At 61.7% G+C, this 21,873-nt stretch carries 21 protein-coding genes; all 21 read right to left on the bottom strand.

Features of this window, described 5'->3' with window-relative positions; all coding sequences use genetic code 11:
* Window positions 1-33: 33 nt before the first annotated feature.
* The 21 genes from L0F51_RS08785 to L0F51_RS08685 all read right to left on the bottom strand — a co-directional run bounded on the left by L0F51_RS08785 (window position 34) and on the right by L0F51_RS08685 (window position 21,771).
* Entirely contained in the window at window positions 34-1,713 is a 1,680-nt protein-coding gene (locus L0F51_RS08785) for a methyl-accepting chemotaxis protein (RefSeq protein ID WP_234628813.1), read from the bottom strand.
* Between the two features lie 112 nt (window positions 1,714-1,825).
* Window positions 1,826-3,313 (bottom strand): methyl-accepting chemotaxis protein, encoded by a 1,488-nt coding sequence (locus tag L0F51_RS08780; protein WP_234628812.1) that lies wholly within the window; start codon window positions 3,311-3,313, stop codon window positions 1,826-1,828.
* A 225-nt stretch (window positions 3,314-3,538) separates the two neighbouring features.
* Entirely contained in the window at window positions 3,539-5,215 is a 1,677-nt protein-coding gene (locus tag L0F51_RS08775; RefSeq protein WP_234628811.1) for a methyl-accepting chemotaxis protein, read from the bottom strand.
* A 78-nt stretch (window positions 5,216-5,293) separates the two neighbouring features.
* Window positions 5,294-6,976, bottom strand: coding sequence for a methyl-accepting chemotaxis protein (locus tag L0F51_RS08770; RefSeq protein WP_234628810.1), 1,683 nt, complete (start codon window positions 6,974-6,976; stop codon window positions 5,294-5,296).
* 63 nt (window positions 6,977-7,039) lie between these two features.
* On the bottom strand, window positions 7,040-8,716 hold the full coding sequence (locus tag L0F51_RS08765; protein ID WP_234628809.1) for a methyl-accepting chemotaxis protein: 1,677 nt from the start codon (window positions 8,714-8,716) through the stop codon (window positions 7,040-7,042).
* A gap of 43 nt (window positions 8,717-8,759) precedes the next feature.
* Window positions 8,760-9,215: a hypothetical protein gene (locus tag L0F51_RS08760; RefSeq protein ID WP_234628808.1), complete on the bottom strand. Its 456-nt coding sequence runs from the start codon at window positions 9,213-9,215 to the stop codon at window positions 8,760-8,762.
* Window positions 9,215-9,592 (bottom strand): flagellar protein FlgN, encoded by a 378-nt coding sequence (locus L0F51_RS08755; protein WP_234628807.1) that lies wholly within the window; start codon window positions 9,590-9,592, stop codon window positions 9,215-9,217. Before L0F51_RS08755 ends, L0F51_RS08760 begins: the two co-directional genes overlap by 1 nt.
* Window positions 9,593-9,605: 13 nt before the next feature.
* A complete protein-coding gene (locus tag L0F51_RS08750) occupies window positions 9,606-10,172 on the bottom strand; it encodes a rod-binding protein (RefSeq protein WP_234628806.1) in 567 nt (188 codons plus the stop codon).
* A 49-nt stretch (window positions 10,173-10,221) separates the two neighbouring features.
* Window positions 10,222-10,620, bottom strand: coding sequence for a hypothetical protein (locus L0F51_RS08745; RefSeq protein ID WP_234628805.1), 399 nt, complete (start codon window positions 10,618-10,620; stop codon window positions 10,222-10,224).
* 4 nt (window positions 10,621-10,624) lie between these two features.
* Window positions 10,625-11,380, bottom strand: a complete 756-nt coding sequence (fliR, locus tag L0F51_RS08740) for a flagellar biosynthesis protein FliR (RefSeq protein WP_234628804.1) — start codon at window positions 11,378-11,380, stop codon at window positions 10,625-10,627.
* The gene (flhA, locus tag L0F51_RS08735) at window positions 11,377-13,467 is read right to left on the bottom strand and encodes a flagellar biosynthesis protein FlhA (RefSeq protein ID WP_234628803.1); all 2,091 of its coding nucleotides are present in this window, start codon (window positions 13,465-13,467) and stop codon (window positions 11,377-11,379) included. Before flhA ends, fliR begins: the two co-directional genes overlap by 4 nt.
* Before the next feature lie 42 nt (window positions 13,468-13,509).
* Window positions 13,510-13,776, bottom strand: coding sequence for a flagellar biosynthesis protein FliQ (fliQ, locus tag L0F51_RS08730; protein WP_128291196.1), 267 nt, complete (start codon window positions 13,774-13,776; stop codon window positions 13,510-13,512).
* A 1-nt stretch (window position 13,777) separates the two neighbouring features.
* A complete protein-coding gene (gene flgD, locus L0F51_RS08725; RefSeq protein ID WP_234628802.1) occupies window positions 13,778-14,179 on the bottom strand; it encodes a flagellar hook assembly protein FlgD in 402 nt (133 codons plus the stop codon).
* A 67-nt stretch (window positions 14,180-14,246) separates the two neighbouring features.
* Window positions 14,247-14,657, bottom strand: a complete 411-nt coding sequence (flbT, locus tag L0F51_RS08720; protein ID WP_370642339.1) for a flagellar biosynthesis repressor FlbT — start codon at window positions 14,655-14,657, stop codon at window positions 14,247-14,249.
* Window positions 14,654-15,001 carry a flagellar biosynthesis regulator FlaF gene (flaF, locus tag L0F51_RS08715; RefSeq protein WP_234628801.1) on the bottom strand — a complete coding sequence of 116 codons (348 nt, stop codon included), beginning with the start codon at window positions 14,999-15,001 and terminating at the stop codon, window positions 14,654-14,656. Before flaF ends, flbT begins: the two co-directional genes overlap by 4 nt.
* A gap of 23 nt (window positions 15,002-15,024) precedes the next feature.
* Window positions 15,025-16,065 (bottom strand): flagellar hook-associated family protein, encoded by a 1,041-nt coding sequence (locus L0F51_RS08710; RefSeq protein ID WP_234628800.1) that lies wholly within the window; start codon window positions 16,063-16,065, stop codon window positions 15,025-15,027.
* A gap of 4 nt (window positions 16,066-16,069) precedes the next feature.
* Complete coding sequence (gene flgK, locus L0F51_RS08705) at window positions 16,070-17,536, bottom strand: flagellar hook-associated protein FlgK (protein ID WP_234628799.1); 1,467 nt, start codon at window positions 17,534-17,536, stop codon at window positions 16,070-16,072.
* Between the two features lie 34 nt (window positions 17,537-17,570).
* On the bottom strand, window positions 17,571-18,827 hold the full coding sequence (locus L0F51_RS08700) for a flagellar hook protein FlgE (RefSeq protein ID WP_234628798.1): 1,257 nt from the start codon (window positions 18,825-18,827) through the stop codon (window positions 17,571-17,573).
* A gap of 74 nt (window positions 18,828-18,901) precedes the next feature.
* Window positions 18,902-20,224, bottom strand: a complete 1,323-nt coding sequence (fliI, locus tag L0F51_RS08695; RefSeq protein WP_234628797.1) for a flagellar protein export ATPase FliI — start codon at window positions 20,222-20,224, stop codon at window positions 18,902-18,904.
* A 41-nt stretch (window positions 20,225-20,265) separates the two neighbouring features.
* Window positions 20,266-20,988 (bottom strand): flagellar basal-body rod protein FlgF, encoded by a 723-nt coding sequence (gene flgF, locus L0F51_RS08690; protein WP_234628796.1) that lies wholly within the window; start codon window positions 20,986-20,988, stop codon window positions 20,266-20,268.
* Between the two features lie 3 nt (window positions 20,989-20,991).
* A complete protein-coding gene (locus tag L0F51_RS08685; protein ID WP_234628795.1) occupies window positions 20,992-21,771 on the bottom strand; it encodes a DUF1217 domain-containing protein in 780 nt (259 codons plus the stop codon).
* Between the last annotated feature and the right edge of the window lie 102 nt (window positions 21,772-21,873).

Here is a 21,873-nt window from a genome sequence, read left to right as displayed (position 1 = left end):
GGGGGCTCCGATTGGCTTTCGGGAGGGCGGGGCCTAAGCGGCCCGCACCCGTTCGATGAAGGTGTCGACCTGCTGACGCAGGTTCGCAGCCTGGCTGTCGAGGTCGTTGGCTGCATGGACGATCTCGGTCGAGACGCGTCCAGTATCGTTGGCGGCGCTCGTGACGGCGACGATGTTGGAGGAAACCTCCTGAGTGCCCTGCGCGGCCTGCTGGACGTTCTGGGCGATCTCGCCGGTGGCAGAACCCTGCTCCTCGACCGAGGAGGCGATCGTCGAAGAGATCTCGTCGATCTGCTTGATCGTACCGGTGATCGATTCGATCGCCTTGACGACCTCGTTGGTGGCTTCCTGCACGGCCGTGATCTGCTGCGAGATCTCGCCGGTCGCCTTGGAGGTCTGCTCGGCGAGCGTCTTCACTTCCATGGCAACGACCGCAAAACCCTTGCCGGCTTCGCCGGCGCGCGCCGCTTCGATGGTGGCGTTCAGGGCCAGAAGATTCGTCTGCGAGGCGATATCGGTGATCAAGTTCACGACCTGGCCGATGCGCTGGGCGCTGGCGGCAAGACCGCGAACCACTTCGCCGGTGTTGGAGGCTTGACCGTTCGCCTGACCGGCGACATTGGCGGCCATCGACACCTGCTGGCCAATCTCGCGGACGGAGGCGGCAAGTTCCTCGGCTGCGGAGGCAACCGTCTGCACGTTGGTCGTCGCCTGTTCGGCAGCGGCCGCAACCACGGTCGACTGACGATTGGTCTCCTCGGCGGATGAACTCATCGTGGACGCCGACTGCTTCAATTGCGTGACGGCGGAGACGACCGAGCGAACGACGCCTGAAACTTCCTGCTCGAAGTCGTCTGCCAGAGCATGCATGGCCTTGCGCTTGTCTTCTTCGGCGCGCGCCGCATTTGCTTCCTGCTCGCCGCGCAGACGTTCGGCTTCGGCGAGACCGTCGCGGAAGATTGCAATGGCCTTCGACATTTCGCCGATCTCGTTCTGCTTCTCTGCATACGGGATTTCGGTGTCGAGCTTGCCAGCGCTCAGATCGGTCATCACGCCGGTGATGCGGCTGATCGGACGGATCACGCCGGTCGAGACGTAGACCATCGCAGCGCCGGCGATGATGACACCGAAGGCAATGGCGATGAAGAGCTGCAGCCGTGCAGAATTGTAGGCGGAAACCGACGCCTCATAATCGCTTGAGGCGCCCGCGTTGTTGACCTGGACGATGCTCATCAGGTCGTTGGAGAAGGAGTCAAAGATCTGCTTCATCTGACCAGTCAGCAGGTTCCTGGCTTCCGCGGTCTGTCCGGCTGCGATGAGACGGGCGACCTGCGGCTCGAGGCTGAGATACTCGGTGAACTTGGCGGAGAAATCCTGATAGAGCTTGCGCTCATCATCAGAGGAAATCAGCGGCTCATACTTGGCGCGAAGGGTGCCGATTTTCTCGATGTTTGCGGAAATCGCAGCTTTCAATGTCTGCTGGGCTTCAGGGTCCGTCGCCATGAGATTGGCGATCTGCGCAATGCGCAGGTCTGAGGTGGTGGTGTTGATCTTGTTGATCGTGTCGATGCTCGGAACCCAGTTGGTTGCCTCATTTTCGACGTTCGCTTGGATCTGAGCGAGTTTGCTCACGGACGTCCAGCCGAGGGCGACCATGAGGACGACCAGGACCCCGAAAATCGCCGTAAGCGTGGATTTCAAATTCAGCTTCATCACATTCTCCGTTCCGAGACTGCCCAGCATCTAGCTTTCAAAGCTTGCTCGTAGCTGGCAGTTAATTGCTCGCCTGCTTGGTAAAGTTGGGTGCCCTGGGGGCACCCGGTTTTCATGCTGCCCGCACGCTCTCGATGAAGGTGTCGACCTGCTGGCGGAGCATGGAAGCCTGGCCGTCGAGGTCTCCGGCGGCCTGGACGATCTCCTGCGACGCCCGACCGGTGTCGTTGGCCGCCTGGGAGACCGAGCCAATGTTGTGGGAAACTTCCTGTGTGCCCTGAGCGGCCTGCTGGACGTTCTGGGCGATCTCGCCTGTCGCCGCGCCCTGCTCCTCGACGGAGGAAGCGATGGTCGTGGAGATCTGGTCGATCTGCTTGATTGTCCCGGTGATCGCTTCGATCGCCTTGACGACCTCCGTCGTCGATTCCTGGACGGCCGCGATCTGCTGCGAGATATCGCCCGTCGCCTTCGAGGTTTGCTCGGCGAGTGTCTTCACTTCCATGGCAACGACCGCAAAGCCTTTGCCGGCCTCGCCAGCGCGAGCGGCTTCGATGGTGGCGTTCAGCGCCAGAAGGTTCGTCTGCGAGGCGATGTCGGTGATGAGGTTGACGACCTGACCGATGCGCTGCGCGCTTGAGGCCAGACTGCGCACGATCTCGCCCGTGTTGACGGCCTGGGTGCTCGCCTGACCGGCGATCGTGTTGGCGATCGCGACCTGCTGGCCGATCTCCCGAACCGAGGTCGCAAGCTCTTCCGCCGCAGACGCAACCGTCTGGACATTCGATGTTGCCTGCTCGGCCGCGGATGCAACGGCTGTCGACTGGCGGCTGGTTTCCTCGGCCGACGAGCTCATCGTGGAGGCCGACTGGTTCAGCTGCGTCACTGCGGAGGCTACGGATTTCACGACACTTGAGACTTCGTCGTCGAAGCGGTCGGCCAGCTCGTGCATCAGCCTGCGCCGCTCCTTGTTGGCACGGAAGGAGACCCAGAAACCTGCGAGGGCGACGAGAACGCCGAAGAGGATGCCCACAAGCATTTCCAGGCGGGTGAACGAGTAGGCGTCTGTCGCCTCGCGGAAGTTCTGCTCCGCCCCGGCATTCACGCGGGTCACGTCCGCTTCGAGGTCGTCTGAAATGGCTGTGAACTGCTCGGCCATACGGCCGGTGAAAAGGGCCATGGCAGCGTCGTTCCGGCCCGATCCGCTGAGATCGATTACCCGCTCGTGGGTGGCAAGATATTCCGCGAGATCCGCCTCGAAACGGTCATATGCGGCGCGCTCTTCATCGTTGGCGATGAGAGAACGGTACTTTTCGCTGTTGTCTGCGATGCGGGAAAGCGTCGTCGCGATCTTCGTTTCTGCGACTTCGCGCTGTTGCTCTGTTTCTGCCGTCAGATAATTCCACTCACCAAGCCGCAGATTGGAGACGTGGGTATTGATGTGATTGATCGCATCGACATTCGGCAGCCAATGCGTCGCTTCGCTTTTTACGTCGCGATAGATCGCCCCGATATTCCAAAGGGCGAGGACACCTTCTGCTACGATGACAATCATCAGAAGGGCGATGAGCGCAGGCAGAGATGCCTTCATTTTGGGGCGCATAATGGACCTCTTGCGGTTTCGCGTGGCGGCACGAAATCACTCCATCCTTGCGTGTGGCTTGGATTTATCTCCCGTTTTGGACGTAAAATTCCGCTGTGGTCTTCTTGCCGAAATGGGTGTGAGGGGAGATGCAAAACGCAGACAGGCTCGCCTTGCGACGAGCCTGTCCGAGCTGCCCGCCCGGGCCTTGGCGGTCCGGGCTCGAGATGTGTGGGAGAGGTGCCGTCAGGCAGCGCGCACCCGGCCGATGAAAGCGTCGACCTGGGCGCGGAGATTTTCTGCCTGGCTGTCGAGATCGCCTGCCGCTTGCACGATCTCTCCGGAAACCCGCCCGGTTTCGTTGGCCGCGCGCGATACCGAGACGATGCTCGTCGACACCTCCTGGGTGCCCTGCGCGGCCTGCTGGACGTTCTGGGCGATCTCGCCGGTGGCAGAACCCTGCTCTTCGACCGAGGAGGCGATCGTCGAAGAGATCTCGTCGATCTGCTTGATCGTGCCGGTGATCGATTCGATCGCCTTGACGACTTCGCTGGTGGCTTCCTGCACGGCCGTGATCTGCTGCGAGATCTCGCCGGTTGCCTTGGAGGTCTGCTCGGCGAGCGTCTTCACTTCCATGGCGACGACCGCAAAACCCTTGCCGGCTTCGCCGGCGCGGGCCGCTTCGATGGTGGCGTTCAGGGCCAACAGATTGGTCTGCGAGGCGATATCGGTGATCAAGTTGACGACCTGGCCGATGCGCTGGGCGCTGGCGGCAAGACCGCGAACCACTTCGCCGGTGTTGGAGGCCTGACCGTTCGCCTGATCGGCGACGCTCGCGGCCATCGACACCTGCTGGCCGATCTCGCGGACCGATGCGGCAAGTTCCTCTGCTGCGGAGGCAACCGTCTGCACGTTGGTGGTCGCCTGTTCGGCGGCGGCCGCGACCACGGTCGACTGCTGGTTCGTCTCCTGGGCCGAGGCCCCCATGGTGGAGGCGGACTGCTTGAGCTGTGCGGCGGCGGAGACGACCGAGCGCACGACGCTCGAGACTTCCCGCTCGAAATCGTCGGCGAGCGCGTTCATCATCTGGCGCTTCTTCTCTTCCGCGTGCGCTTCAGCCTGTTGCTGTTCGGCGCGCATCCGTTCGTTCTCGCGCAATTCCTGGAGGAAATGTTCTGTCGTGCCCCACAGCTCGCCGATCTCGTCGGAGGAGCGGTTCTGCTCGATCGTGACGTCGAGATCGCCGGCGGCCATGCGCTTCAGCGTGCCGCTGACGCGGGTGAGCGGGCGGCTGATCTGACGGGTGCCGATCCACACGGCAATGGCAGCGCCTGCTGCGAGCCCGATCAGCATGGTCGCCACGATCAGAAGCGTCATGCGCTCTCCGAGGGTGGCCATCTCGGCAAGGATCGGTTTGAGCTCGTGCTGAAGATCGGCTCTTACCCCGTCGACGTCGGTTTGCAGAGCCTTGCGGTTCGCCCGGTTCTCTTCATTGTTGCCTTGCGTATTGGCTGCTTGCGGCGAGACTTCGACGCCGAGGCGGGCAGTTTCTGTGCGGTAGGCGCGGAAATCGGCGATCCCTGCGAGAACGTCGTCGAAGGCTTTGGCTCTCTCGGGCGTCCTGACGTAACTCCGCGCTTCGGCGGCCGCAGCGTCGAGTTCGTCGAGGCTCTGCATGAGGCCCGCGGCGAATGCTTTGGTCTTTTCTGGCGTCTTACTCACATAGATGCCGCGTGAATCCATCACGACTTTAGAAATAAGTCCGTTGACCCGTTCCATGCGGATCGTCATTTCCGCATTGCGCGCGTAGCGATCGGCTAAATCTTCGCTGCGCTTCAAAGCATAAAGACCCATTCCCCCGACGAAGATGCTTGAGACGCCTAGGACGCCCAGCATCATATATATTTTATGACTTATTTTCATTTTCCGAACTCCTGCAAGGGTCGCGCCGGCCCTACGGGCCGACGCAAGTCAAAAGGCGAGCATTGCGATGCTCTGTTATTAGGCAGCCCGTACGCGGCCGATGAAGGCATCGACCTGGCTGCGTAAATTCTCGGCCTGGCTGTCGAGGTCACCGGCAGCCTGCACGATTTCACTTGAGACGCGTCCGGTCTCGTTGGCTGCGCGCGACACCGAGACGATGCTCGTGGACACTTCCTGGGTGCCTTCGGCGGCCTGCTGGACGTTCTGGGCGATCTCGCCGGTGGCAGAGCCCTGCTCCTCGACCGAGGAGGCGATCGTCGAGGAGATCTCGTCGATCTGCTTGATCGTGCCGGTGATCGATTCGATCGCCTTGACCACCTCGTTGGTGGCTTCTTGCACGGCCGTGATCTGCTGCGAGATCTCGCCCGTCGCTTTGGACGTCTGCTCGGCGAGCGTCTTCACCTCCATGGCGACGACCGCAAAACCCTTGCCGGCCTCACCGGCCCGGGCTGCCTCGATCGTCGCGTTCAAAGCCAAGAGGTTCGTCTGGGCCGCGATGTCGGTGATCAAGTTGACGACCTGGCCAATGCGCTGGGCGCTGGCGGCAAGACCGCGAACCACTTCGCCGGTGTTGGCAGCCTGGCCGTTGGCCTGACCTGCGATCGTGGCGGACATGGCCACCTGCTGGCCGATCTCGCGGACTGAGGCGGCAAGTTCTTCAGCGGCCGAGGCAACCGTCTGCACATTCACGGTCGCCTGTTCGGCCGCGGCTGCGACCACCGTCGACTGATGGTTCGTCTCATCGGCAGAGGCGCCCATCGTCGAAGCCGATTGCTTCAGCTGCATTGCGGCGGAGACGACCGAACGCACGACGCTCGAGACTTCGTGTTCGAAATCGTCGGCGAGCGCATTCATCATCCGGCGCTTGTCCGCCTCGGCACGCTCTTCGGCTTGCTGCTGCTGTTCGCGCAGCGTCTCCGTCTCCTTGAGCGCGACGACAAAATGCTCCGTCGCCTCCCAGATTTCGCCGATCTCGTCACCGGAGCGTTTCTGCTCGATAGAGACGTTGAGATCGCCATTGCCCATACGCTTCAGTGTGCCGGTGAGGCGGACGAGGGGGCGGCTGATCTGACGGGTGCCGATCCACATGGCGATGCCGACGCCGATGAACAGGCCTACCGCGATGACGGAGCAGATCAGGATCAGCATGCTCTCGTTGAGAGACAGCATGTGGGCACGGAGCGGATCGAGGCGTGCAGCGACGTTCTCGACACCCGCTGCCAGGCTCGCCTGCAAGCCTTTGCGCCCGCCGCGAACTTCATCGCTGGTGCCGTAGGCGCGCGCCGCATCCGGACTGATTTCGACACCGCGGCGCACCAACTCCGTCCGTTCCGCGCGGTAATTCGCGAGGTTCTTACCGAGCTCCTCGACCACGGGCATGTCTTCGGCAGGCGTAAGGGTCTCGAGCTGGCCAAAGGCAGCATCGATTTCATCGAGCGCGGCCATGACTTCTTTGCCGTATTTGGCGGCGTCGGCGGAGCCTTCGGCGAGATAGACCCCACTCGATGACTTGCTCGCCTGGATGACCTGGGTGCCGATCTGCTGCATCAGGAGTGCCCGTGAGGAGGTTCTGTCGAACTCCTCGGCGGTGCTGTGCATTGCATTGATCGCATAAATGGCGATGGCACCGACACCTATGGTTACGATGCCGAGTATGGCCACGATGGCGTTGATCTTGCCGGTAATTCTCATGGGTCTCATTCCGTTTCCGGCCCGAGGCCGACGTCAGTTTGGGGGAGGGGGCCCTTCGAGGGCGGCTTTCGATCAGGCGGCTCGCACCCGCTCGATGAAGATGTCGACTTGCTGGCGCAGTCCTGCGGCCCGGCTGTCGAGGTCGTTTGCAGCGCGCACGATCTCGCTTGAGACGCGTCCGGTGTCGTCGGAGGCGGCCGTGACGGCCATGATATTTGAGGAAACTTCCTGCGTGCCCTCAGCGGCCTGCTGAACGTTCTGGGCGATCTCGCCTGTCGCTGAACCTTGTTCTTCCACCGAGGAGGCGATTGTCGATGCGATTTCGTCGATCTGCTGGATCGTGGTGCTGATCGAGCCGATCGCGGCGACGACTTCGTTGGTCGCATCCTGCACGGCCGTGATCTGCTGCGAGATCTCGCCCGTGGCCTTGGACGTCTGCTCGGCGAGCGTCTTCACTTCCATCGCGACGACTGCAAAACCCTTACCGGCCTCGCCGGCGCGCGCGGCTTCGATGGTGGCGTTCAAGGCGAGCAGGTTCGTCTGGGCGGCGATGTCGGTGATGAGGTTGACGACTTGCCCGATGCGCTGGGCACTGGATGCGAGACCGCGAACGATCTCTGTGGTGTTGACGGCCTGACCGTTCGCCTGCCCGGCGATGTTTGCCGACAATTCGACTTGCTGACCGATCTCGCGGATGGAGGCCGCCAGTTCCTCGGCTGCCGAGGCAACCGTCTGGACGTTGTGCGTCGCCTCCTCTGCGGCCGACGCGACGACGGTCGCCTGATGGTTCGTCTTCTCGGCCGACGAACTCATTGTCGACGCCGATTGCTTGAGCTGAGTGACGGCGGACACGACGGATCGCACCACGCTCGAAACCTCCAGCTCGAACTCGTCGGCTAGAGCGTGCATGGCCTTGCGCTTGTCTTCTTCCGCCCTTGCGGCAAGTTCGGCCTGTTCGCCGCGAAGGCGGTCGGTTTCGCGAAGCTCGGCGAGAAAACGTTCCGTCGTCGCCCAGATCTCGCCGATCTCGTCCTTGGATCGGCGGGTTTCGATCTCCACGTCGAGTTCACCCGCCGCCATACGCTTCAGAACGTTGGTCACACGGATGAGAGGCCGGCTGATCTTGCGGGTGCCGATGAAGATCGCGATCGCCGCACCGATGAGAAGGCCGGCGACCGCGACCGCGATGATCGTTGTCATCATCCGACGATCGGCGGTTGCGATCTCGTGTTTGATTTCTTCCACCCGTGCCCGTCGTGCATCGATGAAGCCGTCGATGTCGGCCTGCAGAGCGATCCGGTTGGCCGTATTCACTTCGTTGTTTCCAACGGTTTTGGCCGTCATCGGCGAGATGCGGGTGGCCAGCTGCACAAGGCTCATACGGAAGTCTTTGAAGACTTCGAACTCTTCCCTCAGCTTGTCGAGTTGTTCGAGGCTTTGCGGGTCGAGGAGCAGCGAGCGCGTCTCGGTGAGGAGGACGTCGAGATCGGTGAGGCTTTGCGTGATCGCCTGACCGAAGGTCTCCACCGCGGCGTCGTCGTCGGCAGAATAGATTCCGCGCGAATCCATCACGACCGCAGTGATCAGCCGGTTCATCCTTTGGCCGTTGATCGCTGCTTCCGCGAGCCGTTCCAGGTCGGTCGTCCGCTCCGCGCTCTGTTTCAGCGCGTAAGTCGCCATGGCTGCCACGAGGATGGTGGCGAGGCCGAGCACCGCCACGATCGCATAGATCTTCCCGCTGATCTTCATCTTACTGCCCTCTGCAGCCTTCAGTCATGAGTCCCATGAGGCCTTAGGATTGACCCATGCTTCGTCGGTCGACGTAATTGATTTCTTCCACCAGGATGTCCTGGATGAAGTCGGGCCCTAACCTCTTATTGGTATTGTCTTTGATGTTCTTGATCAGGCGATCGAGGTTGTATTTCGCCAGGCGGCCGAACTCGACTTTGCCGTTGTTGTAGAATTCGCGAAATGCTTCGTCGGTGACAAAGGGCGCCGGATCCATGGAGAGCTTGCTCATCGCGCCGGCATCGGCGGTGAAGACGAGGCGGGCGAGGATGTAGCCCTGCAACACACCGTCCTGAATGACGGGCACGGTCATCGGTTCGATCTTGCGATGCTCCAGCCCGACGAGGGTCGGACCCTTATCGGGAGCGGGCTTCACATCCGCCTTCCATTGCGCCGCAAAGAAGCTTGCAAGCAGCGCGACGAGGCACGCCCACATGCCGATGCCGAGAGTCTTGACCATCAGACGCGCGCTCCAAGCGGCGCCGAATACGTGCCGTCCGACTCAGCATCCGACATCGCCTTTGCAATCAGTCCCGCCACCGTCTGCACGGCGCTGATATGCGTCTTGAGCAGGGCCTGATTGCGCTGAAGCTTGTCGCGCAGACGAATGATGCCGATCCGGGCGTCAGTGCTGATGTTCTCGGCAGGAACCGCGCGGGCCATACGGGACAGCTCCAAAAGCGCGCGGCTCTTGCGGTGATTGAACTCCTGAAGGTCGATCGGCTGATTTTGGCTCAGCGCCTCGGTCTCCTGGTCAACGAGCTCCTCAAGACGTCCGATGCAGGTCGTCAGGGCGCGGCTTGCGGCCGGATTGGCCGAACGTGACATCGCATTCATGGCTGGCTCCTCTCTAGATCAGGCCATTCGCGTTTTCGGGTGGGGTGGGAGTCGTCTCGGCGGTGCGCACGGTCTCGGCGATGCCGATGCCGCCGGCTTCGGCCATCTGCGTGGCGATCTGCTGGGCGAGCATCGAGCGCCACATTTCACCGGCCTGGCCGCCACCGAACATCGCATCCGAGCTCGCTGGGAGCATCGTCTGCACGAAGGTCGAAAGGAACATCGCCTCAAAGCCAGTCATGGGGTCGTTGCCCGCCTTGGGCGACGACAGGCCGGAATGGGCGAGGGAGGTGCTCGTCTTCAATCGCGACAGGGCCTGCGCGGAATCGAAGGGCATCTGGATGACTGGGGAAACCGGCCGTTCGGCTGTCTTCGTGGTTTCTCCCGGCGCGGTCGCGCCAGGCTTCGCGACCTGGTCGAAAACGTCTTCAAAGGCATCGTTGGCCGCGGTGTAGGCGGCCGGTGTCGTGCCGGATGAAGGAGAAAGGCGCGTCAGCCGTGCCGCGGCCTCTTGATAGCGGGTCGGGCTTGCGGCACGAGCAACGTCCAGAACGATGTCGGACGGTGGGCTGATCGACATAAGTCACCTGCGACAGATTAAGTCTTCGCAGGCTTATTGCGGTTTTCCCTTACGCGGGGCTTGCATCCGTCGGACGTGCGAAAGCCTCTAAAAGCAGCTGAAAACTGCGGCGTTCTTCGGCCTTGCGGGTCTCGCGCTCAAGCTTTCCGGAGAGCCTCTCGGTGGTCTTCAGGCGACGCGCCTGAGCGAGCACCTGAGCGGTCTGCTCGGCCTGACGACGGGCGAGCTGATCGGCCTCGCTGCTGAGGCGTGACAGACGTTTGACCTTGGCGTCGACGAACAGCCCATGGAAGGTGTCGTCGTCGTTCAAGGCTTCGATCAGCGCCTTGCGTTCCTGATCGAGTGCGCTGCCTTGCCGGGAAATATCGGCAAGCTCCCATTCTGCCGCTTCGTGCATTTTCTTTTGCACTTGCAGAATGCGCTCGATTTTCTTGCTACGGTCTTTCACTGGATTAACCTCCCACCAGCCAGATGCCGAAGGCATTGATGAAATTCGCCAGAAATTCGTGCGCAACCGTCATCAGGAGGATGAGGCCGCCCGCCGTTACGAACGGCATGGAAATGAAATACACTGGGATCTGCGGGCTCAGCTTGTTGGTGATGCCGATCGCGAGATTGATGACGATTGAGTAGACGAGAAACGGGCTGCCGATGCGCAAGACGAGGAAGAAAACCGCCGAAAGCTGATCGGTCAGATTGATGAGCGCGCCTTGCGCGTCGAAGCCCTGCGCCGCCGGCAAGGTCTGGTACGAATCGATCAGCCCCGACAGCAACAGCCAGTGCTGGTCGGTGATGAACATGATGGTGATGGCCGTCAGCGAGAAGAGCGATGCGACGGTCGGCAGCTGGGAATCTTCTTCGACCGCAATCCCGGGCATGGCCGAGAGGCCGATCGACTGGCTGACCGCCACGGCGATCGTCTGCAGCCCCAGGAAGAAGACGCGGCCGACGAGCCCGATCAGAACACCGATCAGAAGCTCCGAGACGATCGCCTGCAGCATGGCCGAGGCCGTGCCATCGCCCACCAGCGGACGGGTGTAGCCGATCAGCATCGGCGACAACGTGAGCGTGATCGCCACTGCGATGAACAGGCGAAACTGCACCGGTATGCGCGAACTCGAAAAGCCCGGCATCAGCATCAGGCAACCGCCAATTCGGCAGAAGATAAGGAAGACGGCGAGGATCGTCTCCGAAGCGAGCTCGCTCACGAGATCGATCCGAGCGACTTGATCTCGATGCCACGGGCGATCTCCAGATGTGAGAGAACCGCAAGCGAAGGAAACATGCGTTCGATGATCATGCGCACGTAGATCCGGGCTTCCGGCGCGGTCACCAGCACGATGCTTTCGTTTTCCGCAAGGCGCGCGCGCAGAACCTCGGATGCCTCGGTGGCGAATTCCTCCACCAGGCGCGGATCGATGTCGAACTCGATGACCTCGCCCTTGGCATCGCGCTTCAGGCTCTGGTGGAAGGCGAGATCCCAGCGATTGCCGAGACGCAGCACGTTGAGCACGCCGCCCTGGGCGAGGTCGCCGCAGATCTGCTGTGCCATGCGCATGCGCACATGCTCGGCGATCTGCTCTGAGCGGCGGGCATGCGGGACGATTTCCGCCAGCGCTTCCAGAATGAGATGCAGATTGCGGATGGAGACGCGTTCTGTGAGCAGGAGCTTCAAGACTGCCTGAAGCCCGGAATAGGTGATGTGGCTCGGGCAGATGTCGTCGACCAGGCGCTTGTACTCCGGCTCCAGCCGGTCGAGCAGCATGCGCACGTCCTTGTAGGAGAGGAGCTGCGCCAGGTTGTTGCGAATGACTTCACTCACATGAGTGAGCACGACGGAGAGATTGTCGATCGGCGTATAGCCTTCGCGGCGAACTTCCGTGGCGAAGGCGTCGGAGATCCACATCGCCTTCATACCGAAGGCAGGTTCGCGCACAGCGTCGCCAGGCACGTCCGGTCTCGCGTTGTCGCCGGTGACGACGAGCAACTCGCCGATGCGCATTTCGCACGTCGCAAAGACCGTACCGTGGATGCGGATCTCGTAGCTCTTGGACGGGACGTTGAGGCTTTCCGTCAGTTTGATCTCGGGCACCACGAAACCGTATTGCTGCGCGAACTTGCGCCGCATGCGGCTGACGCGATGAGCGATCTCGGGCATGTTGGAGAGGATCTGCGTGGCGAGCTGCTTGCCGATGCACAGTTCGATCTCGCAGGTGCGCAGCGATTCCTTGACGGAGTTGCGCGCTTCCACCTCGGCAGCTTCCTTCTTCTTTTTTTCCTTCGTCTCAGCTTCCTGGCGCTTTGCCTCCTGCTGACGGGGAATGGTGTAGGCGACGAAAGCAAGGAATCCGCCGAGCGCCCCAAAAGGCAGGAGCGGCAGGCCGGGCATCAAGGCGAAGACGAACATGAGAGCCGAGGCGACGCCGAGCGCTTTCGGATAGGCACCGAGCTGGCCGAACACGGCCTTTTCCGCCGAACCGCGCGTGCCGCCCTTGGAAACGAGGAGGCCTGCGGCGAGGGAGACGACAAGAGCCGGGATCTGAGCCACCAGACCGTCGCCGACCGACAGGCGCGTGAAGACATCCGCCGCTTCGTCGAGCGGCATGCCGTAACGGGTCGTGGCGATGATGATACCGCCGAAGATGTTGACGGCGATGGTGATGAGACTGGCGATCGCTTCGCCGCGAACGAACTTCGATGCGCCGTCCATGGAGCCGAAGAAGGAGCTTTCCTCCTCCAGTTCGCGGCGGCGCAGCTGGGCTTCTTTGTCGTCGATGAGGCCGGCATTGAGATCGGCGTCGATCGCCATCTGCTTGCCGGGAATGGCGTCGAGGGTAAAACGCGCACCGACTTCGGCGATACGCGTCGCGCCTTTGGTGATGACGAGGAAGTTCACCGTGACGAGAATGAGGAAGACGACGATGCCGATGACAAAGTCGCCGCCCATGACGAACATGGAAAAGCCGTTGATGATGTTGCCCGCGGCCGTCACGCCTTCATTGCCGTGGGCGAGGATGAGCCGTGTCGTCGCCACGCCGAGCGCGAGGCGCAGCACGGTCGCGATCAAAAGCACCGTCGGGAAAGAGGAGAATTCGAGAGGCTTCTCAATCCACAGCGCCACCATCAGGATCAGCACCGAGAAGGCGATCGACAAAGCGAGACCGAAATCGATCAGGAAGGTGGGGATCGGCAGGAACAGGATGACCAGCATGCCGATGATCAAGGTGGCGAAGCCGATATCCCGCTTCGACTTCTTTTCGAGCGCGTCGCCCGCAGTGAGCAGCATCTCCGACATGATCAATTCTTCCCCGGATATGGTCCGTCGTGAGAACGCGCGCTAAAAGCCGGTGGCAATGCGCCCGTAAACTTCGTTGGTGAAGGCGAAAATCTGAGCGCCGATGAAGGGCGCGCTGATCGCGGTCATGAGCAGGATGACAATGATCTTCGGAATGAAGGTCAGCGTGACTTCCTGAATCTGTGTGAGCGCCTGGAAAAGCGCGATGCCAATGCCAACGAGCATGGCCGCGCCGACCGCTGGTCCGGCCGCTATGATGATTGTCCAGATCGCCTGGCGGACGACCTCAAAGGCGTCGGCTTCGTTCATCTCAGGCGACTGTCACGCCGGCGCCGATCAGCATCTCCGTGCCGTCATCCAGGTTGGCGACGAGGCCATTGGAGGTGATGCGCACAGAGGCGACGGTGCCCGTGGTGCTGCCGTCAGGGGAGGTCACGGTGCGTCCGATGAGTTCGTTGGCCTGGCCGATGGCCGAAGAGGTCAAGATCTCGTCGAGCTTGTTGTTCGTCTGAATCGTCTGCTCGACCTGCGAGAAGCTGGCGAGCTGCGCCATGTACTGGGTGGTTTCCATGGGCGAGGTCGGGTCCTGGTTCTTCAGCTGGGTGACCAGGAGCTTCAGGAAGGTGTCGTAGTCGACCGTGGAGCCGGGGTTGTTCGTATTGCTGTTTGCGGCCGCAGTCGTGCCTGCGCCCACGCCAGAGGTGGAAGTCATGTCAGATCTCCAGATGTTCGCTGAGCCCTGCTGAAAAGCGGGGCTGCTCTCGCTCGTGCGGGCCGCTTCAGGCGGCGCGGGCTGACTGCTCGGAGCTCTCCAGGATGCGGCTTTCCGCTTCGAAGAGGTTGCGCAGTGTGCGCAGTGCCTCGAAGCTGCGACCGCCTTTGACGAGCCCCGCAACCCCTTCCAGATCCTTCAAGATCGCATCGTTCTTGAAGGTCGTCTTCAAGCGCATATGCATGTCGTCGAAGAGGCGACGGGCTGCCGCCGCTCCGTCAGGATCGATCAGCATCGTCTGGATCACAAAATAGAGCTGCCGTAGCGGCGTCGTCGTCTCGTGAGCCTGAAGAATGTGGTTGTCGAGCAGGAAGGTCGCGTCATTGAGGAGCGTAAACGTGACCTTGCGGTCAACGCGGATCACAGCTCCATTCAAGAACAATCTCTGCCCGGGTCGGAGCGAGATCCGCATGGTCATTTGAGACCGTCCCGGATCGTCTGGTTGACCTCGATGAGCGCGGCGAAGTTGCGCGAGGGATCGACGAGGACGTTTTCCGCCTCGCGGATGATCCAAAGTCCCACGGAGATGAGATCCCGGCGAAGCTCCTGGCCAAGCCCATTTTGCGGGCTGGCGAGGTCGCGGATCATGAAGTTCCAGAGCTTGTTGACATAGCCAAGAGCCTCGGCGGCTTCGGGGCTGCCCGAGCCACGGATCTCGGCAACGTGCAGAAGCTCCAGCGCGTGGTCGAGCGCCATCTGCTCGCGAGCGCGCGATTCCCCGCCGGAATCGTCGAGGATCTCCGCGTAAGAGAATTTGTACATTTGAACCTCCACCCACGCCTGAATCAGGCGTACTTCAAAATGCTCAAGTTCATGATCTGAGTTGTCAGTGCGTAGGACATCTCGATCTGTGTCGTGAGCGTATCGAAGCGAACTTTCGCTTCGGCCGGATCGACATTCTCCAGTGACTGAATGCCCTTGGAGATAAGATCCTTTTCGGCTGTCATCCTCTCGGTCGCCGCTGTCACACGCTGCTGTGTGAAGCCAATCGCGCTTTGCATATCGGTGAGCTGAGGCAGAGCACCGCCGATCAGCTCACGGGCCTTGTCGACGACGACCTGGATGGTCTCCGGTCCAAGTTCTGTCGTTCCGAGCTCGGCTACCATCGTATAGGCCATGGCGAGGTTGCGCAGAGCTTGCGTGTTGCCGTTCACGGAGGTGGTCAGCTCCTCGTGAGGAGAGATCCGGCTCGTAATGTTGGTGTCGGAGGCGTTCGACCAGACGGTCCCCCATGAGGGGTCGTCGAACAGTGCCGCGAAGTCGCCGTTGAGGAAGGTCTCCATGTCGCTCGCGGTGATATTCGCAACTGCGGGATCGCTCTGGGAAAAGCCGAAGAAGGTGGCGAAAGCACCATCGACCGCGGCCTTCGGCCCTCCGGCATCATAATCGTTGAAAGGTGCCGCGCCGGTGTTGATCCCGGAAAAGAGGTACTGCCCGTCAGCGGCCGTGTTGCCGAGCGAAATGAGCCCGGAGAGTGCGGCTTTCGCCGAAGCCTGAAACTCCTCGGAGGCAACATAGGGATCTGATACCGACACGAAGACTGCGAGGGTCTTGTTCGCCGTGTCCGCGATCCCATCCATTGAGATTTGGGTGCGTTGCAGCTGAGACGAAAGAAGGCCGTTGGTCGCGATGAAGGATTCCGCCTGCGTAAAATCGTGGCGGAACGACAAGGTTCGAGCCGTCGAATAGCCGAGCGTCAATCCGACATCGGCGTGCCGGCTCGTCGCCATCTCGACGCCCGCCTTTGCGAGCTCGGACTGCATGCGCGGAACGCTCGAACGCAGGTTGTTGGCGAGAGCGTACGTGGAGACGAAGGTCGTTTTCATGGCGTCAGCGCACGTTCATGAGCAGAGTGTCGAAAAGCTCGTTGATCACCGACAGAACCTTGGCGGATGCGGCGTAGCTTTGTTCGAGCTGCAGCTGCAGTGCATATTCGTCGTCGAGATTGACCCCCGTCGCGTTGGAAAGCGCGTCGGAACTGTGAGCAACGAGTGTGTTCTGGTATTCCACCTCGGCGGTCGCCGCCTGGCGCCTGCCCTCCAGCCAGCCGGAGGAGGACGTGGTGAAATCGATCAGGCTCTGGCTGTCTTCGAGCTGCGTTGCAGGATCGAAGCTGCGTGCCGTGCCCATACCGGTCACGAGCGCGTCGAGCCGGTCGGAGAAGGCGGCTGCCCCGGTTGAATTGTAAGCGTAGGCCGCCCCGTTGACGCCACCGTCACGCAACCGCGACAGCGTTCCGCCCTGCAAGGGATCAATGGCCGCGTTGACGGTAATCGAGGCGGCGAGGCCGGATACTGCCGTGCCGCTTGCCGGAACCCCTGGACCGCCAGGATAGGTGAAAAGCCCGGCTTGATCGGGGGCTCCGCCACCCGTCTGATCGGATTCCGCAAACACCTCGATGAGGCCGCGGGCAGCTTCGTCGAGCTGGTTTTGATAGGTGAGGGCGACGTCGTCGCGCAGTGTCGTCAGACCGACGAGCGCGCCGCCGTGAAGCGGCATGGTGGCGTTCGGACCAGTCACCGGAACGCCGTCGACGAAGACCGCATTGCCGGGCGAGCCAGCCGTCAGGGCAGGTGAGGCGGCGAAGGTGACGCTCCGAGCCGTCGTTTCGAACAAGGTGGCGCCGCTATCGGTATAGAGCACCATGTCGTTGTTGGCGCGCGTGACGACCGAGACGCCCATCTGTTCGGAGATCTGGGCGAGCACGGCATCGCGCTTGTCGAGGGGGTCGGTGACGTCGGCCCCCGCGAAGGAGCCCTGGACGACGAGGTTGTTCAGCGTCTCGAACTTGTCGAGAAGGCTGTTGAGGTTGCTGACCGCGTTGGCGATATCGGCATCGGCGTCCTGACGGACCTCGGCGATCGTCTCAGCGGCCGAATGGAGCTTCGTCGTCAGCGCGTTGGCACGGGTCACCACATTCTGCGAGAGAATGGAATCGTCCGGTCTGTTGGCATATTCCTGCAGCGTGATTTGCAGCTGGCTGAGCTGTGCTGCCGGCGAATACTCCGATTCTGGATCGCCGATCGTTGCCGACAGCCGGTTGAGACCGGCGACGAGAGCATCTTCGCTCGCGGCGCGCGATGTCGCGCCGAGCATGGTGGTATAGAGCGCGCGGTCTGTCGCGCGGGTCGTTGTCACGACGCGCACGGCGCCGTCGGGCGTCGTCACAGACGGCGCCAGCTTGCGTGAATAGGTCGGGTCGCCCGCCCCGGAGACATTCTTGGCAGAGACGGAAATCTGTGCCGCGGTTGCCTGCAAGGATGAACGCGCCGTTGTCAGCGCGGCCTGAAGGCTCATGGCTAAACTGCCCTTTCAGTGGGAGAGGACGCGATTAACGCTTGAGGTTCATCAGGACGTCCAGAAGCTCTGAGCCTGTCTGGAACACCTTGGAATTGGCCGAATAATCCCGCTGGGCGACGATCATGTCGGTAAGCTCGGAGGCCATGTCGACATTCGATTGCTCCAGGGCTCCGGAGACGATCGCGCCGCGTGATCCTTCCGTCGGGAAGCCGACCTCGATCGCGCCCGATTCCAGCGTCACCGAAAAAACGTTGCCCGACAGGGCTTCGAGCTTGTCCGGGCTCGGCACGTCGGCGAGCGGCAGGCGGAAGGCCGGGGTCATCGCGCCATTGGTGTAATTGGCGTAGACTGTTCCGTCCTCGGAGATCGTCACATCCTTGATCGTCGCCGGCGCATTGCCGTTGACGGTCGCCGTCATCGGTATGTACTCGGCGGCAAGATGCGTGGTGCCAGTGAGATCGAGCGTGATCGCTTCGCCGCCCGGCACCGTCAGTGCGATTTCAGCAGGTGTGCTCGTCAGGGCCCCGGCGTCATCGAAGGTGACCGTTTGGGTCGACAACGCGGCTGAAGCGTAAGGAAAGCCACCGTCGGTAGCGCCGGCGTGATCGTAGACCGTGTATTCCCATTCCACCGGGCTGTCGCTCGTCTTCGACATGTAGATGTCGAGCGTCACTTCGTTGCCGACCTTGTCGAAGACGGTAATGGACGACTTGGCGGTATAGGCTGAGTCCGCCGCGTTGGCAGACGGCAGGTTGCCTGTCACGACCTCTGCGCTATCGGGCAGATTGACCTTGAAGACGCCGCTGGTGGTCGGATTGGCGGTCATGTTCATGCCGCCGAAATTCACGGGCTGAAGTCCCGTGAGTCCGTTCAGGACAACACTCGGATCGCCACCGCTGATATCGTAACCCATCAGCGTAAAGCCGGCTGTGTTGACGAGATTGCCGGTGTTGCCGTCGAGGGTGAAGGCGCCTGCCCGGGTCAGATACGGATTGCCGTTCGGGTCGTTGACCACGAAGAAGCCGTTGCCCTGGACGGCGAGGTCGGTGTTCGACGTCGTATAGGTCAGTGGTCCGCGATCGCTGATGGCATGACGGATATCCGTCTTCACCGCACCCGGATTGTAACTGCCTTTGCCGCTGTTCAGGAGCAGCGATGAGAACTGGGTGTCAGCGCGCTTGTAACCGATCGTACCGCTGTTGGCGATGTTGTCGGAGACCGTGCCAAGCAGGTTCGATTGGGCATTCATGCCCGAAACGCCGGTGCGGAGCATCCCATAGAGGCTCATCAGCTTAATCCTTTTCCTCAACCCTTGTGTGGCCTGTTTGGCCCGGTGAGCTTGCGTGAAGCTGTCGGCGGCGCCTACTGGCGCAACAAGACAGCGAGGTCTGCGAAGGCGTCCTGGGCGAGTGGGCTCGAGGGGTCCTGACGCAGCGCATCATAGACGCGCGGCACGAGCTGAACGGCCCGGTCGAGCTCAGCATCGGCACCCTGGTGGTAGCCGCCCATGAGCCTCAAATCGCGAGTGTCTTCGAAACGAGAGATCAAGGTCCGAAGCTTGCGCACCAACTCGCGCTGGTCAGATGTCCAAACGATCTGTGCCAGTCGCGAAATCGATCCGAGTACGTTGATGGCCGGATAGCGGCCTTGATCGGCAATGGAGCGATCGAGAACGATATGGCCGTCGAGCGTGCCGCGGATGGCATCGGCCACGGGATCGTTATGGTCGTCACCGTCGATCAGGACGGCGAAGATGCCGGTGATCGATCCGGCTCCTTCCTCGCCGGGGCCCGCGCGCTCCAAGAGTTTTGGTAGATCGGAAAACACGCTGGGCGCATAGCCTCGCGCCACCGCTGGTTCGCCTGCGGCGAGAGCGATGTCGCGCGCCGCATGCGCGTAACGCGTGACGGAATCGACGATGAGCAGAACGGAATCGCCCTGGTCGCGAAAATATTCGGCGATCGCCATGGCCGAAAGCGGGGCGAGACGGCGCATCATGGGGCCTTCGTCGCCGGTCGCCACGACCGTGACTGCGCGGGCGCGATTGCCGTTGAGCGCGCCTTCGATGAATTCCCGCACTTCGCGGCCGCGCTCGCCGACCAACGCCACGACGACCGTGTCGAAGCCGTGCGAATGCGCGATCATCGACAGAAGCGTGGACTTGCCGACGCCGGAGCCGGCAAAAATGCCGATGCGTTGCCCTTCGCAGATCGGCGTGAAGATATCGATTGCGCGCACGCCCGTCGTCAGGGGGCGGTGCAAGCGTGCACGGGTCATGGCGGGCGGGGGTTCGGCGTCCACATTCATCATGCGGTGACCGTGGGCGAGGGGACCAAGCCCGTCGACCGGTTCGCCCATGGCGTTGATGACCCGGCCTTTCCATTCGTCGCGTGGGGCCAGTCCGATCGCACCGATACGATGCGCCTCGGTGCCTATGCCGAAGGGCATCCGCGTCTCGAAAGGTTTGACGATCACGTCACGCCCGTCGATGCGGACAACTTCGCCAAGCGCGTTCATCTTGTCCCAAGAGAAACGCACCCGCTCGCCGAGCCGCACGAATGGGGAAAGACCAGCGACGCGACAGTAAGTCGGCGCCACCTCCGTCACGAGGCCGCCCACGCGCACGGGCGGGATTTCGACCGCGGCACTGTCGATCACGGATTTGAGACGCGCGAGAGCGGTCATTCAGCCATCCCCTGATGTCGGATCTTCTGTTTCCTGATGGATCAGGACGGGCCGAGCGAGCGGATTGCCTCCTGCTGCGTGGATTCGCTCTTCTCCACGGCGGAAGCCGCGCTGTCGAAGGCGCGTTGCAGCATGATCAGCTTACTGATCTCGGAGATCGGATTGACGTTGGCGCCTTCGACGTAGCCCTGACGCAGGCCGTTGACGGTCATATCCTCGACGGGCTGGGCCGCTTCGTTCGGGATCACGCCCGAGTTTTCATAGCGGCTGAGCTTGGCGGTCTCGGGAATCGAGAAGAGTCCGATCGCGCCAACCTGGTTGCCGCCTTGGGAAATGGTGCCGTCCCCAGCGATGGAGACCTCGCCGCCCCGCGGATCGAGAAGAATGCCCGCTTCGCCCGGATCGAGAACCGGATAGCCGGCGGCGCTCAGGAGCTCGCCAGTTGCGGTCATCTGCAGACGGCCGTCGCGCGTGTAGACCGTGCCGTCTGGGGTCGAAAGCGCAAGCCATCCATCTCCCTGCACGGCAACGTCGAGGGAGTTGCCGGTATAGGAGACGGAGCCGGGACTGCGCGAAATATAGGTATCGCCGGGTGACGAGAAGGCGACCTTCTCGGGACCTGTCCGCGTCATCACGGCGTCGAATTTCACCTCTTCCGCGCGAAAGCCCGCCGTGTTCATGTTGGCGACGTTGTTGGCGACCGTCGTCAGGCGGCGGTCGAGCGCCACCTGTGCGGAGAGTGCGACGTAGGTGCTTGTCGGCATGTCTCAGGTTCCGCCGTGCTTCAGCTGGTTCAAAGTCAGGAGGAGATCGGCGCTGACCGATGTCGAACGGCTGTTGGAAAAGAGATTGAGGATCGGATCCGCCGTCACGTTTTCCGTTGCGTCCCACATGATGGTGAAACGCTGAATGAGCTTGGCGAGTTTTTCCGGATCCTTCAGATCAGCGATGTCCATCCGCTGCTCGACGGCCTTGGCCTGTTTGTCGATAGCGGCGTTGGCCATTTCTGCGGGAAAGCCGAAGGTCGTTTTGATCACGGCCCACAGCGCATCATCAGCGAGAAGACCGTAAGCCGACTTCACCTCAGGAGCGGCACGCTCGAAATACAATGCGAGCCGGACGCCTTCGTTGTCGTCGCCGGCCTTCTCTTCGAGTGTCTGGCGGGTATAGAGATCGACGACGCCCTGCTGCGCCTCTTTCGCGGCGGTGGTCGTTTCGCCGTTCTCTGCAAAGTTGAAGACGGTTGCCAATTCCACGAAGCGATCGTCCGACATGCGATTGGCGAAGCTCTTCGGATCGCTCACGCCCTCTTCCAGGACCTTGCGAATTAAGCCCTTGGCATACGCCATATCTTCAAGGCCGAAGGCCTTCATCGCGTATTTGTAAACGCGATCGTTGTCGAAGAATTCGTCGAGCGATTTGATCGTGCCGATATTGGCGAGATAGTAATTGGTTTCGCGCGTCACGATCCGGTCGCTGGAGACTCGGCTCAGAGACTTGTCCATGTCGCCGGAGATGCGCTGATAGCTGATAGATGTCGAGATCATTGCGGCCTCACAATCGAGATGAGGCTCTAGGTCGCCAAGCTTGCGCGAAACTGGCTTTCTTCTGCCGTTGCCGGTCTTGCGGCGCTGCGGCCTGCGCTGCCG

Origin of the sequence: Afifella sp. H1R, from assembly GCF_021462425.1 — a bacterium.
Lineage (GTDB): Bacteria > Pseudomonadota > Alphaproteobacteria > Rhizobiales > Afifellaceae > Afifella > Afifella aestuarii.
Note: the sequence above shows the minus strand (reverse complement) of the source record. Positions and strands in the feature narration are given on the sequence as shown.